The 15,920-nt window shown below is 64.1% G+C and carries 16 protein-coding genes; 10 read left to right on the top strand and 6 right to left on the bottom strand.

The window, feature by feature from the left end:
• The coding region (locus tag DVW87_RS16345) for an ISNCY family transposase (protein WP_239017968.1) at window positions 1-799 on the bottom strand (799 nt) is incomplete at its 3' end.
• Window positions 800-1,371: 572 nt separating this feature from the next.
• Between DVW87_RS16345 and DVW87_RS16340 the strand changes: the two genes are divergently transcribed.
• Window positions 1,372-2,346: an HWE histidine kinase domain-containing protein gene (locus DVW87_RS16340; protein WP_125945982.1), complete on the top strand. Its 975-nt coding sequence runs from the start codon at window positions 1,372-1,374 to the stop codon at window positions 2,344-2,346.
• A gap of 6 nt (window positions 2,347-2,352) precedes the next feature.
• Here DVW87_RS16340 and DVW87_RS16335 read toward each other — a convergent pair whose 3' ends face one another.
• A complete protein-coding gene (locus tag DVW87_RS16335; RefSeq protein WP_114688876.1) occupies window positions 2,353-2,541 on the bottom strand; it encodes a hypothetical protein in 189 nt (62 codons plus the stop codon).
• Window positions 2,542-2,797: 256 nt separating this feature from the next.
• Between DVW87_RS16335 and DVW87_RS16330 the strand changes: the two genes are divergently transcribed.
• From DVW87_RS16330 to DVW87_RS16320, 3 genes are all read left to right on the top strand, one after another.
• Window positions 2,798-3,277 (top strand): DUF892 family protein, encoded by a 480-nt coding sequence (locus tag DVW87_RS16330; RefSeq protein WP_114688875.1) that lies wholly within the window; start codon window positions 2,798-2,800, stop codon window positions 3,275-3,277.
• Between the two features lie 354 nt (window positions 3,278-3,631).
• Window positions 3,632-4,621, top strand: a complete 990-nt coding sequence (locus DVW87_RS16325) for an aldo/keto reductase (protein ID WP_114688874.1) — start codon at window positions 3,632-3,634, stop codon at window positions 4,619-4,621.
• On the top strand, window positions 4,618-5,469 hold the full coding sequence (locus DVW87_RS16320) for an SDR family NAD(P)-dependent oxidoreductase (protein ID WP_225883564.1): 852 nt from the start codon (window positions 4,618-4,620) through the stop codon (window positions 5,467-5,469). The genes DVW87_RS16325 and DVW87_RS16320 overlap by 4 nt, the downstream gene beginning before the upstream one ends.
• 519 nt (window positions 5,470-5,988) lie before the next feature.
• Here the strand turns inward: DVW87_RS16320 and DVW87_RS16315 are convergent.
• The 4 genes from DVW87_RS16315 to DVW87_RS16300 form a co-directional block, all read right to left on the bottom strand.
• A complete protein-coding gene (locus DVW87_RS16315; RefSeq protein ID WP_225883563.1) occupies window positions 5,989-6,666 on the bottom strand; it encodes a sigma-70 family RNA polymerase sigma factor in 678 nt (225 codons plus the stop codon).
• 177 nt (window positions 6,667-6,843) lie between these two features.
• Complete coding sequence (locus DVW87_RS16310; protein WP_114688889.1) at window positions 6,844-8,457, bottom strand: ABC1 kinase family protein; 1,614 nt, start codon at window positions 8,455-8,457, stop codon at window positions 6,844-6,846.
• Complete coding sequence (locus DVW87_RS16305; RefSeq protein WP_225883562.1) at window positions 8,457-9,131, bottom strand: TetR/AcrR family transcriptional regulator; 675 nt, start codon at window positions 9,129-9,131, stop codon at window positions 8,457-8,459. The genes DVW87_RS16310 and DVW87_RS16305 overlap by 1 nt, the downstream gene beginning before the upstream one ends.
• Window positions 9,132-9,256: 125 nt before the next feature.
• A complete protein-coding gene (locus tag DVW87_RS16300) occupies window positions 9,257-10,201 on the bottom strand; it encodes an MlaD family protein (protein WP_114688872.1) in 945 nt (314 codons plus the stop codon).
• Window positions 10,202-10,319: 118 nt separating this feature from the next.
• Between DVW87_RS16300 and DVW87_RS16295 the strand changes: the two genes are divergently transcribed.
• Genes DVW87_RS16295 through DVW87_RS16270 form a run of 6 tightly spaced genes read left to right on the top strand, consistent with a single transcriptional unit; the run spans window position 10,320 to window position 15,891 of the window.
• On the top strand, window positions 10,320-10,733 hold the full coding sequence (locus DVW87_RS16295; protein ID WP_165800952.1) for a PaaI family thioesterase: 414 nt from the start codon (window positions 10,320-10,322) through the stop codon (window positions 10,731-10,733).
• Window positions 10,730-11,134 (top strand): PaaI family thioesterase, encoded by a 405-nt coding sequence (locus tag DVW87_RS18640; RefSeq protein ID WP_165800951.1) that lies wholly within the window; start codon window positions 10,730-10,732, stop codon window positions 11,132-11,134. The genes DVW87_RS16295 and DVW87_RS18640 overlap by 4 nt, the downstream gene beginning before the upstream one ends.
• Before the next feature lie 33 nt (window positions 11,135-11,167).
• Window positions 11,168-12,406, top strand: coding sequence for an HlyD family secretion protein (locus tag DVW87_RS16285; protein WP_114688869.1), 1,239 nt, complete (start codon window positions 11,168-11,170; stop codon window positions 12,404-12,406).
• Window positions 12,406-13,932, top strand: a complete 1,527-nt coding sequence (locus DVW87_RS16280) for a DHA2 family efflux MFS transporter permease subunit (protein ID WP_114688868.1) — start codon at window positions 12,406-12,408, stop codon at window positions 13,930-13,932. The genes DVW87_RS16285 and DVW87_RS16280 overlap by 1 nt, the downstream gene beginning before the upstream one ends.
• A complete protein-coding gene (locus DVW87_RS16275; RefSeq protein WP_083949046.1) occupies window positions 13,932-15,359 on the top strand; it encodes an efflux transporter outer membrane subunit in 1,428 nt (475 codons plus the stop codon). The genes DVW87_RS16280 and DVW87_RS16275 overlap by 1 nt, the downstream gene beginning before the upstream one ends.
• Window positions 15,340-15,891 (top strand): MarR family winged helix-turn-helix transcriptional regulator, encoded by a 552-nt coding sequence (locus DVW87_RS16270; RefSeq protein ID WP_374297650.1) that lies wholly within the window; start codon window positions 15,340-15,342, stop codon window positions 15,889-15,891. The genes DVW87_RS16275 and DVW87_RS16270 overlap by 20 nt, the downstream gene beginning before the upstream one ends.
• Window positions 15,892-15,920 lie beyond the last annotated feature (29 nt).

Genomic DNA, 15,920 nt, shown 5'->3' with positions numbered 1-15,920 from the left:
CGTTCGCGCGCTCGACGCGCCCCTTGGCTTGCGGCGAGTTGGCGCAGATGATCTCGATGTTGAGCGCGTGCAACGCCCGCCCGAGATGGGTCATGCCGTCGCCGTTCGCCGAGGCCGTGTTGTTGCGAAACGCGCTGTGCTTGTCGGAGTAAAGGGCCACGGGTTTGCCATGGCGCTCGATATAGCTGCGCGTCGCCCGCATATACGAGAAGGTGCTCTCGCTCTCCACCATCTCCAGGTGCATCAGCTCGCTGGTCGCATCGTCGATATAGACCAGCAGCGTGCATTGCGGGCCCCGGTCCTCGAACCACCAGTGTTTGGACCCGTCGACCTGGATCAGCTCGCCGCGGCAGTCCCGCCGATAACGCGGCTGGTACGGGCGAGGGCGGCGCGCTGCGCGGTCCTTCCACAGCCCCGCTGCCATCATCATCTGCCGCAGCGTCTCGCACGAGATTCGGATGCCGTGCCGCTCGGCCAGATACTCGCGCGCGAGCGTCGGCCCGAAGCCGCTATACTGCTCGCGCACGAGGCTGACGACCTGATCACGAACGGCATCGCCGTAACGCCGGTTGCTCGGACGCCCACGCTTGCGGGATATGAGCCCGGCTGCGCCGTCCTGCCGAAGTCGCTCCAGCAACCGGTAGATCTGTCGACGCTCAAGCCTCAGCAGCGCCATCGCGTCCGCCACCCTGATCTCACCGCGGTCGAGCCGCATCAGCGTGTCGTACCGCCTCACCTCGGCAGCACTCATTGTCAGCACCGTCATCGCTTGCACATCCTCGCTGCCGAGGATGGCCATGACACCGGCGACCCGCTGGCACTCGTTGTGCCTTTTCTATCTAGCGGAGGAGTGTCATTTCTACTTAGCGCCTACAATCTGCTAGGCTGATAATATAGATTATGTTAAATTCGCGTGTTGTGCGGTGTGAGAGGGAGGATCCGGCGAGGAAATCCGCTGGTCGTCGGCTGAACCTCAGCCGCGTTGACGGACGCACAGACCAGTTCCTGCACGAGATTTAAGAGACGCGACAGCGCAGCACTTATGAGCGCCTCCTCGTCGCGGCACACCCGTCGGCTGCGTAAGGCGGGAACCACGTTGAAACGGAACGGTTTCCTTTTGTTGCGCTTCTCCTCTATCCCGCAGGTGCGACAATGCGGCCTGATCAAGAGAATGTCAGAGAACATGAACCGGCACAATCCGGCACTCGCCGGGCGAGTGTTCCGGGAACTCTTCTCGAAAGCTATGGCCTCTGCTCGCGCGGAGAATGCCGGCAGGGAGCGAAGCAGGCGATTTGATTGAGACCTGAGCGCGGAACGAAGCTCGGGGCTACAAGCGGGGCCACAGAGCAGATCGAATGGAAGAGGATCGTCGTGGATAAAGAGGCAGCGGAGCGAACGGCGGCCGTTCTTGCTCGGAGAGCGCTGAGCTTGTTGGACGGCGTTGACGCCGGCGGCAGCCTCTTTGCTTGTCGTCTCTCCGAGGCGCTGGATGTCGCCGTACCGAATGCGACCGACATGGCACCGCGGTCCTCAATGATGGAGCTGGTCTCTCCCGGCCCGCACGCGGCTACGCCGCTCGCCACCTTTGGCTTGGCTGATGGCCAAGTCGTTGCGATCAATCCCGCTACCGTGTCGCACCTGTGCAGCGACGATTTCGCGACGACAATTCGCTTCCTTGATGGCTCGCAGGTGCAGCTCAAGGTTCCGTACGAAAAGGTCGTGATGGGGCTCGGTCTGCCCTCCAAAAGTCAGCCGCCAGCAAATGGCTTCATGCCAGTCAATGGCGCTCGCCATGTTCTTCGAAACCTGCTCACCATCGTCTCAGCGACGACCAATCAGGTGTTGGACGGCGACGAGCCTCTTCTTGAGAAGGGCCGAGAGCTGTCAGCCCGGGTGGCGATGCTCAGCAGGATCAGCGACTTGATCGTGCAACCCGAGGCCCACGTCACCGATCTTCAGACACTGGTCGAGCTGGCGCTTGCCGAAGGGGGTCGTAGTCGCGTTCGCATCGTCGGCTCACCTGTTCCGGTAGGACCGAGCACGGCGGCGGCCCTTGCGCTCGCTGTTCACGAGCTGGAGGTGCATTCGCTGCGCTACGGCGCCTTAAGTGAAAAAGACGGATACGTGTCATTACGTTGGGAGGTCAACGTCACGGACCAGCCGCACATCTGGCTTCAATGGGCAGAACGTGACGGTCCGCAAGTAAGGACGCCGCTTTGCACATGGAGTGAACGCTTGCTCGAGGTCGCCACCCCAAAGCGGCTAGGCGGTGTTGGAGGCGTCGATGACCTCCCAACCGGGCTGATCTGGTCGCTTCATGCACCCGTCGCTGCGCTTCAGGCCTGAACTGCTTTAGTGACGGTCGCCCGGTTCGCTGAGGTTCTGTTCGACAAGCGCCTCGACCGCAGCACTGCTGATCCGCTCGGCCGTACGCAACGCTGCTTTTGGCGTCATCACGACGTCGACGGCATCCGGGCCTTTAACTGCGACCAGGCCGTGGTTCGCCTCCGCTTCCGAAGGGGCGTCGTGTACCTCTTTCATAGTTCTGCTCCTCTCAAGTGGGAACGCAAGAGCTCTTGCCAAGGTTTCCACGATCACGTTGGCGACGATTGCTCAGGTGGGCGCGCGGTTCCTAACTCATTCCGACGCCGGTGCCTTCCCCAGGCGATCATCCGCGATCGACAAAGGGTATAGTCCATACTCCCGCCTCGTGTTCCGACGGAACTTCAATCGCCTTCAAGGTTAATGAACAAGCCGCTCTTCGTTCGAGCCGGCCGCAGGATGAGGATGAGGCTCCATGGAAAAAGACAATCTGCAGAAGCTCGTAGTTCAGGGACTGGCTGCGATGAAGGCCGGCAGTGATGTGGCTGCAAAGGCAACCGACGAGGTCAATAATGATGCCCGCCACCCGGCCCTGAAAGCGGCGCTCGAGGAAGGAAACCGGGCATCCCGGCAGTGGGCCGATAAGATCGAGCGTGCTGTCCAGCAGACGGGGTCGGGTGAGCAGCAGGACAACCCCGTGCTCGAAGCCCATTACGAAGTAAGTCGCAGGATCCGCCAACAGGCTGCGGACGACACCTCACGGGACCTCGGCATTATTGCAAGCGGACAGTTGGCGCTGCACTACTGGGTCGCATCCTTCGGCACGATGGCGAGCTATTGCGGACACCTTGGGATGGAGGACGTGGCGCGTGACATGAAGGCGTGCGCGGACGAGGCAAAAGAGGCGGACGCCAAGCACACCGAACTCGCCGAACAGCTGCTAAGCGGGAACTGAGCGACAAGCGTTTCGAACGGCCTCAGAACTCGTCCGGGATCGAACGGTTTCAGCAAGGCGAAGGAGCAGTGGGTGATTGTGCCCCTGCCCTTTCGCCTGGAACGCAATGATCATGGATACGGCTGGTAAGCGCCTCGAAGCCAGGACTGCGCGCTAGGTTGTACCACACGAACTGCACAGGCCGAGGGCGCGCCGCCAGTCGGCCGGCTCGTGTGGCATGTCGGTATCAGGACGGCCGAGTCCCGGTCGGAACAAGAAGTGAGCGGCGCCGCTGAGTTCGCCACAATCGCTGATTTGCACAATGGGAAGCGGGCCCAGACTTGGCACACTCGCCCGAAGACGAGAGGATCAACAATGACGGTAAAACAACGAACGCTGGGCGGTGAGTTGCGCGTGTCGGGGCTGGGACTGGGATGCATGGGTATGTCCGAGTTCTACGGACAGGCCGACGACGCCGAGGCGGTAGCAACGATTCACCGGGCAATCGAACTCGGCGTGACCTTTCTCGACACGGCCGATATGTATGGCGTCGGCCGTAACGAGGAGCTGGTCGGGCGCGCGATCCGCGATCGTCGTGACAAGGTCGTGCTTGCGACCAAGTTCGGCAATGTCCGGGACGAGGACGGGAGCTTCAGGGGCGTGTGCGGGCGACCCGATTATGTCCGAGCGGCCTGCGAAGCGAGCCTGCGCCGGCTAGGAATAGAGGTGATCGATCTCTTTTATCAGCACCGTGTGGACCCCGACACGCCGATAGAGGACACGGTGGGTGCGATGGCCGATCTGGTCCGCGAGGGCAAGGTGCGCCACCTCGGCCTTTCGGAAGCGGCGCCCGCAACAATCAGGCGCGCGCACGCCGTTCATCCGATCGCGGCGCTCCAGACCGAATATTCGCTTTGGAGCCGTGACCCGGAGGGCGAGATCCTGGAAACCATTCGGGAGCTGGGGATCGGCTTCGTGCCGTACAGCCCGCTTGGCCGAGGCTTCCTGACGGGCGCAATCCGGCGGGTGGAGGACCTCGCACCCGATGATTATCGCCGGCACAGTCCGCGATTCCAGGGCGACAATCTCCAGCGTAACCTGGAGCTTGTCGCCGCGGTCGAGGCGCTTGCGCGGGAAAAGGGCTGTACGCCGTCCCAGCTCGCGCTCGCCTGGGTGCTGGCACAAGGCGAGGACATTGTTCCGATCCCGGGCACCAAGCGCCGCCGCTATCTGGAGGAGAATGTCGCCGCGCTCGACGTCATGCTGAGCCGGGAAGAACTGGAACGTCTTGATTACGCGGCGCCAAGGGGGGCTGCCGCGGGCGAGCGTTACGCGGCACCTCAGATGCAGGCGCTAAACAGGTGAGCGCGCCCGAGGAGCACGGGCTCGCCGGCCAAGTCGCGATCGTCACGGGCGGCGGTCGCGGGCTGGGCCGCGCCATGACGCTGGGGCTAGCGCAGGCCGGCGTGCGGGTGATCGCCACCGCTGCACGCGAGCTTGCCGAAGTCGAGGCGGTCGCAAAGGAGGCAGAGCGTGAATGCGGCGACGATCGGGTGCGGCCGCTGCTCGCCGACGTGACCCGGGCGGCGGATTGTGCCGCGGCGGTGCGCGAAGCGGTCGCGCGGTTCGGCCGGCTCGACATCCTCGTCAACAACGCCGGGCGCGGCATGAAGTATGTAAGCGATACCTTCCTGACCGAACCGACCCGATTCTGGGAGGTCGCCCCCGACACCTGGCGCCTGGTGATCGACACCAACGTCAACGGACCGTTCCTGATGGCGCGCGCGGCTGTCCCGGCGATGCTGGAGAGAGGCAGCGGGAGGATCGTCAACGTCTCGATGAACCGCGAGACGATGCGGCGCAGAGGCTTCTCGCCCTATGGCCCGTCCAAAGCGGCGCTGGATTCAGAAACCGCGATCTGGGCGCAGGACCTTGCTGATAGCGGCATCACGGTGAACGCGCTGCTGCCAGGGGGCGCAACGCTGACCGGCATGATCCCCGAAGGGCTGCCGGACAGTGCCCGCGCCGGGCTGCTGTCGCCCGAGATCGTGGTCCCGCCGCTGCTCTGGCTCTGCTCCGACGCTGCCGCGACGGTGACGGGCAAACGGCTGGATGCCTGGCGGTGGACGGGGGCGCAGTCGGCGGGCGAGCCGGGGCATGACGCGATCGAGGATGCCGCCTGGCAGGACAGCCACGGGGCAGAACTCGCCTGACCAGCCGAGACCGCGTCCTTTCACGATCGCAGCGTCGTCCAGACGCGTAGTGCCCAGCGTGGCAGCGCCGAACGATCCGCAATCGTCCGATCGCCCCACCTTCCCCAAGCGACGCCCAGACGCGAACCAGCGCGTTCAGCTGCTGCTCCCGGACAGTGATGGCGTTGAGCTCGACCGCGAAGAGGTTTCTGTGGGCATCAAGCTCGTCGAGGTACGAGGCATAACTCCGCGGTAACGATCGCGAGCGAGATTCGACGGTCGCTGCAGGATCGACCGTCGAACCGAAACGTGGACGATCTGTTCCCGTAGCACCTGCTCGCTTGTAACCAGGGCGCAACGATCAGAGGTGAATGCTAACGAAAATACATGATCCAGGGAAAATCGCCTGTTTGGCAGCGATTAACGGGCAAACTCGCGAGACGACTCCATCGCGCCATCATTAACTCGTGGCGCCACGGGGGCTCATCGCGGGTCTGAAACGGAAGGGACACAAACGGGATCTGGTGGATCCTAAGAAAGTCATCCGACGGCGCAGCGAGCGGCCGCACGCTCCGCGCGCCACCTTCGCAGCAGTTCGATCTGCTTTGAGTGTTCATCATCAACGCGCGACGGCTCATACCGAGGGGACGAATCGACCGACAGGATCCGGGATGCTGTCCCCTTGGCTGGCACGACGTTCGCTTGATCCAGGAGTGCGCGCAGCATCTGCCGCCCTCTCACCACGCGGCTCTTGATCGTACCGACAGGAACCTGTTCGATCGTGGCTGTCTCTTCGTAGCTCAAACCCTCGATCCCGACAAATTGGATGCACCGCTGCTGCTCGGGTGTCAGGCGCGGCCACAGGCGGCGAACATCGCCCAATGTCACGACCGATTCTTGATTTGACGCCACCGGAACATCAATGAGTTCGGCGGTCTCGCCTGCCTGTCCCGCACCTTTACGACGAACCTGCGACAAAAAGGAGTTGCGAAGGATACGGAAGGTCCAAGCTTTCAAATTCGTGCCGGCCTCGAAGGACGCACGGCTGCGCCAGGCTTTCAGCACGGTATCCTGAACGAGATCCTGTGCAGCATCGGGATTTCTTGTTAGCGATCGCGCATAGCTCGCCAGCCTGGGCATCAAGTCGCTCAGTGCAGCACCGAAGTCAGACAACTCCTCAGCCGGTACATGCGCTTCGTGATCCGGTTGTTCCGACACGCAAAAGCCCTCGCTCGATCGAACCAGGGTGCGGTTTATACACCGCCTGGTTTACTTGTTCGGAAACGCCCCCTCTCGTGGGTTGTTCCACTTCTCAGCGAGGAGCCGGATACCCGAACAAGCGCGCGAAAGGGTAAGGGTGGAGAGTCGGGTGTGGGAAGGTCGGGCAGCAGGAAGTCAGCGCCTCTGCCTGCTCGAAAACCAAGCCCAGCCTGCAGGCAGCACCGCAGACGCCATCAACATCGCGCCGACAACATCATGGTCGCGCTGAAGGATCGCGCCCGCGACAAGCAGTCCGGTGGACAGAATGTTGGGATCGGCGCGCCGGGGCGATGCCGGAGTTGGGAAAACCGCGCCTCCCTGCAATTCGATCGGCAGCGCACCCGACCGCGCAACCCGCTCGGCGAAGGCCACCAGCTCGGGCGAGGCGGCGGCCAGACGGCCCAGGCTCGTCGCCAGCCGGCGTCCGCCACGCTTTAGGCCGGCTAGGCCGATCCGCTCCCGCAGCAGTTCGCGCGCGATCGGTGCCGCGCGCGCGGCAATGTCAAAGCCGGGATCAAGCCGTCGCACGAATCCTTCGGCGATCAGCAGGGTGCGCAGCAGCAGGGCGAGGTCGGGTGGCAGCGCCAGGCGGTAGGTGCGCAGCAGCGCGAACACGCGGCCGAAGATGTCGGCGAGCTCGATCTGCTGGAGTACCGCCCCGCGGAACTGGTCGATCAGCGCGTCGAGGTCGCGGGTCAGTGCCGGGCGATCGACGTCGGTCTCGCCCGACCATTGCAACAGTACGTCCGTCACCGATCGTGTGTCCTCACCCGCGATGGCAAGGACGAGCGTGACAACCTCGTTCCGCCGGGCGGGACTGAGCACGCCGACCGCCCCGAAGTCGATGAACGCCAACGACCCGTCGGCCAGAACAAACACGTTGCCGGGATGGGGGTCCGCGTGGAACCGGCCGTTGAAGATGATCATCCGCAGCACCGCATCGGCATATCTGCCGGCGACGTCGGCAGCGCCCTGACCCGCCCCGTCCTCACCCGCTCGGTCGAGGATCGCGCGGACCGGCACGCCGTCGAGCCGTTCCTGCACGTTGATCCGGCGACCAACCTGATCCCAGTAGAAGCCGGGCGTGCGAACGCCGAGCGGCTGCAGGAACACGCCGATGCTCTCGCAGGCTGCCGCTTCGGCGCTGAGGTCCATTTCCTGCGACAGGCTCTCAGCGAAGAACCGGAGCAGTTCGTCAGGCTTGAGGCGACGGATCTCCGGTGAGTGTCTCGCGGCGAGCCGCGCAATGCGGCGAAGCAGCCTCAGGTCGGCATCGACGCGTTCCGCGATCCCCGGTCGGCGTACCTTTACCACGACCTCGGTTCCGTCGCGCAGGATGGCGCCATGAACCTGCGCGATCGAGGCCGCGGCGATCGGTTCGCGGTCGAAGCTCGCGAACACGTCCGCGATCGGGGAGCCAAGCGCGGTCAGGATCGTCGGCTCCAGCGCCTCGAACGGCAGCGGGGTCACCCGGTCCTGCAGCGTCGACAACGCGCGCACCCATTCCGGCCCGAGCAGGTCTTCACGGGTCGCGAGCACCTGCCCCAGCTTGACCGCGACGGGTCCAAGGTCTCGCAGCAGCGCGACGACCCGCTCGGGGGTACCGACGTCCACCGGCTGCTCCGAACGACCGGGCAGCAGGCCCAGGCGCGAGGCGAGCCCGTTGAAGCCATGGCGCCCCATGATCTGGAGGAGCTCGGCCAGGCGCGCGCGCTCACCGATCTGAGGTTCGTCGTCGGTGGTGGGCATCAGGCGCTGCAACCATCCGCCTCGCGCGGACGGCAGCCATCGAGGAACAGGTCGATACCGCGAGAGATACGATCACGTGCGGCATCGTCGTACGCGGGAGGAGACAGCCCGAGCGCTGCGCGGCGCATGGGTGCGACCACTACGAGGGTGACGAACTGCTCGGCGGCAAACACCGGGTCTGCCAGCGATAGCTCACCCTTTGCATCGGCATGGGCGAGGATCGAGGCCACCCACTGCACGGCCCGCTGGTAGCCGAAGTCGTGGATGTTTGCCGCAAGCGCTGGAAAGCGCACGGCCTGCGCGATGACGACGCGTTCCATGGAGGTGATCCGCGGCGTCAGCAGCCACTCAAGCAGACGATCGGCGATTACGCGAAGCCGCGATCGGATGTCGGGTTCGTCGCTGCCGGAAGGTTCGAGCGCGCGCAGCTGCGTATCGATCTCGTCGAGGATCACCGCCTCGAACACGCGGGCCTTGCTGCCGAAGCGCGCGTACAGGGTTCGCTTGGAGATACGCGCCTGTTCGGCGATCATGTCGGCACTGGCGCCGTCAAACCCGTGTGCGAAGAACATCTCGCGGGCGCTCTTGAGGATATGCGAGGTCAGGCGAAGCGCATCCTCGGTCGTGGGTCTGCCCATCTTCCTGGGCCGACCTTTCTTTTCGTTGTCGCTCAATCTCGTTCTCCTGGATCGACGGTAGCCTGATCCGGACAGGTTGACGAGAAATCACGCCGAGAGGGTCGCTTGCTCGCCTGCCAGCTCGATCTCAGCCCAAGGCTGTGCTTTTGTATCGCCGTCGCTCAATCCTGTGACGTTGGCTTGTAGACGGGAAGAGACGCAGCACCCACGCCCAGTCCCTCCTGATCGATGCGAACGGCCGTATCCCTGACAGCACCGACCTTGTTCCTTGCTGAACGAATGGTCTCACGCAGTTGAGCCTGTTTGGCAGTCGTGCCGCGGATCGCGGGTCGAACCGCCTCAACGCGCGCCACAAATCGCTCGGCTCCGTCTCGAGCGTTCACCAACGTGCGGTTCGCTCTCGCGAGAACGGTCGCGCTGCGTTCGTCCACTGCCGCTCTCAGCTGTTGGGCGCTGTCGCGGGATCGCTGCAAGGCGTCGCCCACGGCAATCACGCGGCCGCGCGCACCGGTGAGAGCATCGGACGCTGCTCCGGCTTTGTCTGCCCAACCGGCGGAACTTTCCGCAAGCGCCGCCAGTCGATCGCTGGCCCGCTGCTGCTGAGCGGCGTCGAGGTTGCGAGAAACAGAATCCACGGTGCGGCTGATCTTTTCGACCAGTGCGACGGGGTCCCCTCCGCCGCCAAGGAGCCCGCCTTCCTTGGCGGGAATGACGGGAAGCTCGGTGTCGCTCGCCGCAACGATCGGGGGCGCACCAGATGTAGCGCCGTCGAGGCTGATGTTCGCGGTGCCGGCCAGTGCCGATCTTGCGATCGACGCTTTTACGCCTGCGACGATGGGGATCCGCGGGTCAAGGCTGACGGTGACGAGAACCGCTGACGGGTCATCCTTATCGAACCGTATCGATGTGACATGACCGGCCGGTACGCCCGAGAAGGTCACCGGCGACCCCTTCTCCAGGCCGGCAACGCTCCCGGTGAAGCGGATCATATAGGGATTGCCGTCTCCATCGCGTGCATCAAACAGCCACAGGGTGAAGATCAGGAGCGTGCCAAGCAGAAAGCCGGTCACTACGAGCACCAGGAATTTGTTCGACCGCGTTTCCATGCGAGACCATAACCATTAAGAAGCAGGACCATATATGTAAACCGTACCGTTTCCCAGGTGGCTGGAGCAAAGGCGGCCTTTTAAGCTGGCAAGGCCTGATCAGGACGAGGATGGAATCGTGGCTGGAGACTGGAGCCTGCAACCAGGCGACATACCGTGGGGCAACAGGCTTGGCCTGGAGCTGGTTTCGATCGGCGATGGCCTCAGCTCGCTACGTGTCGGTTGGCGTGAGGAGCTGGCGGACGACGACGAGACTTTAGCAACGGGCGTGTTGACGAGCCTTATCGATCAGGCCTGCGGCGTTGCTGTAATGTCCCGACTGGGAAGGCGATTGGCAATCTCGACTCTCAACCTGAAGGTGGACCATGTGCGGTCCCCCGAGGCGAGATGCTCCGCGACAGCGTGGGCGCATTGTTACGACGCCACCGAGCACCGTGCGTTCGTACGGACCGAAGTCTGGGATACCGATCCTTCTCACCTGATCGCGACTGCCCAAGGCGTCTTTTCGATCAATCGGGCTGTCGGGTCATGAGCGGCTTCGCGCAGCTGCTAGGCTCCACGATTTCGGAGAGCGGTGACGCCTTTGTTTTGACGCCAGTGGAATACATGATCGGCAACCCCCTCCTTCCCGCCTTGCATGGCGGAGCTGTGGCATCCTTTCTCGAAGTGGCAGCGAAGCGTGCCCTTGCACGCCAACTTCCGCATGGGCACGTCCCGAAGCTCATCAGCGTGAACCTCCAGTTCCTTGCCTCTGCTCGGCCCGATGCCCTTGTCACGACGCCTAAGGTCAGGCGTGTCGGGCGTCGGATCGCAGTCGTTCACGCCGAAGCATTCCGCCGCGGAGATCCCGCGGCTGTATGCTTCGCGCAGCTTGAGTTTGCTGTGCACGAGCCCATCAGAGTGGGTGGCAATGCCGACCGACACACACTATGATACGGCTTAGTTTACATACGATAGGGTTGCTGGGTGGCTGACGAGCAGGCTGAAGATCGAGGCGGCGACGCGCCGCATGACCACTCGGACGCAAATTCCCAGCAAAAAGCCGGGTCAGAGGACGGTTCCGAGGAGAAGAATGGCGAAAAGAAGCCCTCGCTTCTCGAGCGCTTTCCGATCATCCGCTACGTCCTCATCGCCGCGCTCGTTGCGGGCATCCTCGCGGCGGTCGTCTGGTACCTGAACTACCGCGCGAGCGGCCAATACCTGCAGTCGACCAACAACGCCTATGTGCGCGCGGACTTCGTGACCGTTTCACCGAAGGTGGGCGGCTATGTCGAGCGAGTGCTCGTCGCCGACAACCAGCCTGTCGGCCGCGGCCAGCTGCTTGCCGTCCTCGATCCTCGTGACTACCGCGCCAATGTCGAACAGGCGCAAGCTCAGATCGCCGCCGCCGGCGCCAACATTACGACTGCGCGCCGGACGCTTGACGAACAACAGGCCACTGTCGCTCAGGCCGCCGCCCAGGTTGCGAGCGCCGAGGCTGCCGCCGCAGCGGCAGAGAACGAGGTAAGACGCTACGAACCCCTTACTCGGACAGGAGCGGAATCGCGTGAGCGTCTGGCAAACCTTGTCCTTCAGCGTGATCGAACCGCCGCAGAGCTGCGCGCGCAGCGAGCCGCCTACCTCGCCGCCCGTCGTAGTGTCGCGACGCAAGCGGCTCGCATCGGCCAGGCGGAGGCGCAGCGTGGCACCGCGCAGGCGCAGCTTGCGCGCGCCTCGACGGACCTCGGTGCGGTCGAGATCCGCAGCAGCATCGACGGCATTGTCGCCGACAAGGCGGTCCGGGCCGGGCAATATGTCCAGCCGGCGACCCGGCTGATGTCGGTGGTGCCAGTCGATCAACTCTACATCGAAGCCAATTTCAAGGAGACCCAGGTCGCACTGATGCGCGTCGGGCAACCCGTGACCATCAAGGTGGATGCACTGGACGGCGCCGAACTGCGCGGCCGGGTTGCGAGCTTCTCGCCAGGCACGGGCGCGCAGTTCTCGCTCATCCCGCCCGAGAATGCGACCGGGAACTTTACCAAGATCGTTCAGCGAGTGCCCGTGCGGATCAGCATTGAAGCCGGGCCGGAGGCGCGCCGGGTGCTGCGTCCCGGCCTGTCGGTCGAGGTCACGGTCGACACGATCAGCGCAAAGGGAAGTCGTGACCGGATCGAGCAGGAAACCGAGCGGCTGAAGCGCGACGAGACGCAGGGCTCGCGCTGATGGCGTCCGAACGCGCCGGCCTGCGCGACTGGCTCGCCGTTGCGGCGGGCACGATCGGGTCGTTCATGGCGCTGCTCGACATCTCGATCGTCAATGCGGCCTTGCCCACCATTCAGGGCGAGATCGGCGCGAGCGGCACCGAGGGCACCTGGGTCGCGACCTCCTATCTCGTGGCAGAGATCGTCATGATACCGCTCAGCCCCTTTCTCGTGCGCCTGTTCGGCCTGCGCAACTTCCTTCTGGGGGCAGCGGTCAGCTTCACTGGCTTTTCCATCGTGTGCGGGATCTCGACGACGCTGCCGATGATGATCGCTGGCCGCGTGGGCCAAGGCTTCACCGGCGGTGCACTGATCCCGACCGCCATGACCATCATCGCGACACGGCTGCCGCCGTCGCAGCAGCCGATCGGCACCGCCGCGTTCGGCGGCACCGCAATCCTTGGTCCGGTGCTCGGGCCGATCATCGGCGGTTGGCTCACCGACAATTACAGCTGGCATTACGCCTTCTTTCTAAATGTGCCGGTCTGTGCAGGGCTTGTCCTCCTCCTGCTGTTCGGGCTCAAGCACGAGCATCTGCGGCTCGACCAGCTACGCCATGCCGACTGGTTCGGGATCGCGGGACTCGCGATCGGCCTGGGTGCGCTCACCGTCATGCTCGAGGAGGGGCAGCGCGAGATGTGGTTCGAGTCCGCCATGATCGTGAAACTCGCGATCGCCACGGTCTTCGGCTTCGCGCTCATCACGATCGGACAGGTCCGCTCCGCGCATCCCGTGCTCAAGTTGTCGCTGATCTTCAGCCGCTCCTTCGGTAGCGTATTCGTCCTCAGCCTCATCATCGGCGTCGTGCTCTACGGCGTGACCTTTCTCATCCCCCAGTTCCTCTCGTCGATGGCGGATTATAGCGCGCTGCAATCGGGCAAGGTGGTCTTCGTCTCCGGTATCCCCGCCCTGATGCTGATGCCGTTCCTGCCGCTAGCGTTCAAATATCTTGACGTTCGCCTGGCGGTTTTCGTCGGCATGACGCTGATCGGCGTCAGCTGCGCCATGGACTGGCACCTCACCGCGCAGTCGGCTGGGGGCGACCTGACGGGTTCACAGCTCGTCCGGGGCTTCGGGCAGATCTTCGCCATGATGTTCCTCAACCAGGCAGCGATCAGCGCTGTAGCACCCGAGGATGCTGGTGATGCGTCCGCGCTGTTCAATGCGGGGCGCAATCTCGGCGGATCGATCGGCCTTGCCATGATGGCGACCCTCCAGGACCGGCAGACCTTTCTCCACTTCAATCGGCTGGGCGAAACGGTGTCGGCCAATGCAGCGACCACGCAGGAATGGTTCGCGAAGGCTATGGCCATGCCGTCCGGCGAAGCCGGCGCCTATCGGCAGCTTGCGGGTCAACTCCTGGAGCAGTCCACCGTTATGGCCTATAATGACCTGTTCTTCGCGCTCGGCGTTGCGATCGCGGTCACGACGCCGCTGGCACTGTTCCTCCGCCCGATCTCCTCCGACACGCAGATGGCGATGCACTGATGAAGCGACTCAGCTGGGCCATTCTGCCCGCCCTCCTGACCGGATGCGTCGTCGGGCCCAACTATGGAGGGCCGCCGGGCGTCGCGAGTGGGGAGCGCTCCGGATCGACATTTCGCCGCGCAGATCAGGCAGTCACGTCACCGCAGCTCCCTATCGCACGCTGGTGGGAAGGCATGGGCGACCCGCAGCTCACGACCCTGGTCAACCGCGCGCTTGCCTCCAATCCGGACGTGGCGATCGCCGAGGCGCGCATCCGCAAGGCGCGCGCCAGCTTGCGCGAACAGCGCGCGAACCAGCTTCCCACCGTGTCGGCGTCAGGCACTGCGATCGTCGCCGATCTTCCCGCAGGCTCGCTCGCGCTGCCGACGCAAGGCGAGCAATCCGATCGTATCAGGGCCGAGTTCTATAATGCCGGCCTGGACGCATCGTGGGAGATCGATCTGTTCGGCGCGCGACGCCGCGCTGCCGAAGGTGCCGAGGCCCAGGCTCAGGCGGCCGAAGCCAATAAAGCTGATGCGCAGGTTCGTCTGTCGGCGGAGGTTGCCCAGAATTATGTGACTCTGCGCGAACTTCAGCAGCGCCTGATCCTGGCTCGCCGCTCCGCGCAGCTTCAACAGCGATCACTCGCCCTGCTTCAACAGCGCGAACAACGCGGTGCATCGTCGCGCGACGAGGTGGTTCGGCTGAAGACCGAGCTGACCCGCACGGAGGCCGGGCTGTTGCCGCTCGAGGGACAGATCGCGACCACGCTCGACCAGCTTGCCCTGCTCACCGGCGACGAGCCCGGAACACACGATGCCTTGCTGTCCACTCCTGCCCCGATCCCGATGATCCCAGGAACTGTCGCGATCGGCGACCCGGCCGCGATGCTGCGACGCCGGCCTGACATTCGCGCAGCCGAGCGGCAGCTGGCGGCATCGAACGCGCAGATCGGGGTCAACGTCGCCCGGCAGTTCCCATCGGTCAGCATTATGGGGATCATCGGGCTCGGTGGTCCCAATATCGCCGATGTGGTTGATCCTGACAGCGTCGCGGGCCTGCTCCTGCCGCGGATCAGCTGGAGCTTTCTCGACTTCGGCCGTAATCGTGCCCGGGTCGAGCAGGCGCGGGCTGACCGAGACGAGGCGGAAGCACAATACCGCAAGGCGGTTCTCGGCGCGCTGTCTGATGCTGAAACCAGCCTGACCCGCTTCGGCAATCAGCGCCGTAACCTGTTTTCGTCTGTCGCGAGCCGTAACGGTGCCAGACAGTCAGCGACCTATGCCGGGCAGCGATATGCACAGGGAGCGATACCGCTGACCACGTCCATCGATGCCGAACGCGCGGCGCTGGCTGCCGACCAGTCAGTGCTGGAAGCGACCGGCGAACTTGATCGTGCCTTTATCGCCCTCCAAAAGGCGATGGGACTTGGATGGAGCCAGCAGTGACAGTCTTGCAGCGATGCGAGGGGAGGGCACCGACCGCGTGACGGCTCCGCTTCTGCCGCCTCCTGCCCAGTATCTGCGTGATGACGCGATCAGGGGAGGAATGGATCTGATGTTCTTTGCCCACAGATCCCATCTGGCGCATGCCGACGCCGAGCTGGCAACGCGTACCCTCGGACGGGCGCATCACCGCGCCCTGTACTTCCTCGGCAGGTACCCGGAAATCTCAGTCAGCGAACTACTGGACGTTCTCTGCGTCACAAAGCAATCGCTCGGCAGGGTAATGCGGGATTTGATAGACCGCGGGCTAGTCTGCGGACGTGTCGGGGAGCGCGATCGACGGCAGAAGCTGCTGTCGCTCACCGACGAGGGACGTGCGCTCGAGCACGCGCTGTTCGAGGAGCTCAGGCGTAACATGGCGAACGCGTATCAGGCGGCAGGAGAGACAGCCGTCACGGGCTACTGGATCGTAATGCAGCATCTCATGCGCGGTGAAGCACGGGACCAGTTCCGCAGGCTGCACTCCCGTCAATAATCGCCATAAACAGGTACCGGACCAGGTCT

The organism is Sphingomonas aracearum, from assembly GCF_003345355.1.
Taxonomy (GTDB): Bacteria; Pseudomonadota; Alphaproteobacteria; order Sphingomonadales; family Sphingomonadaceae; genus Sphingomonas; species Sphingomonas aracearum.
Note: the sequence above shows the minus strand (reverse complement) of the source record. Positions and strands in the feature narration are given on the sequence as shown.

Excerpts from the sequence above, each read along its gene's own strand:
- DVW87_RS16325 (WP_114688874.1), top strand. The coding sequence starts at position 3,632 with ATGACGGTAAAACAACGAACGCTGGGCGGTGAGTTGCGCGTGTCGGGG.
- DVW87_RS16300 (WP_114688872.1), bottom strand. The coding sequence starts at position 10,201 with ATGGAAACGCGGTCGAACAAATTCCTGGTGCTCGTAGTGACCGGCTTT.
- DVW87_RS16275 (WP_083949046.1), top strand. The coding sequence starts at position 13,932 with ATGAAGCGACTCAGCTGGGCCATTCTGCCCGCCCTCCTGACCGGATGC.
- DVW87_RS18640 (WP_165800951.1), top strand. The coding sequence starts at position 10,730 with ATGAGCGGCTTCGCGCAGCTGCTAGGCTCCACGATTTCGGAGAGCGGT.
- DVW87_RS16310 (WP_114688889.1), bottom strand. The coding sequence starts at position 8,457 with ATGCCCACCACCGACGACGAACCTCAGATCGGTGAGCGCGCGCGCCTG.
- DVW87_RS16280 (WP_114688868.1), top strand. The coding sequence starts at position 12,406 with ATGGCGTCCGAACGCGCCGGCCTGCGCGACTGGCTCGCCGTTGCGGCG.
- DVW87_RS16335 (WP_114688876.1), bottom strand. The coding sequence starts at position 2,541 with ATGAAAGAGGTACACGACGCCCCTTCGGAAGCGGAGGCGAACCACGGC.
- DVW87_RS16330 (WP_114688875.1), top strand. The coding sequence starts at position 2,798 with ATGGAAAAAGACAATCTGCAGAAGCTCGTAGTTCAGGGACTGGCTGCG.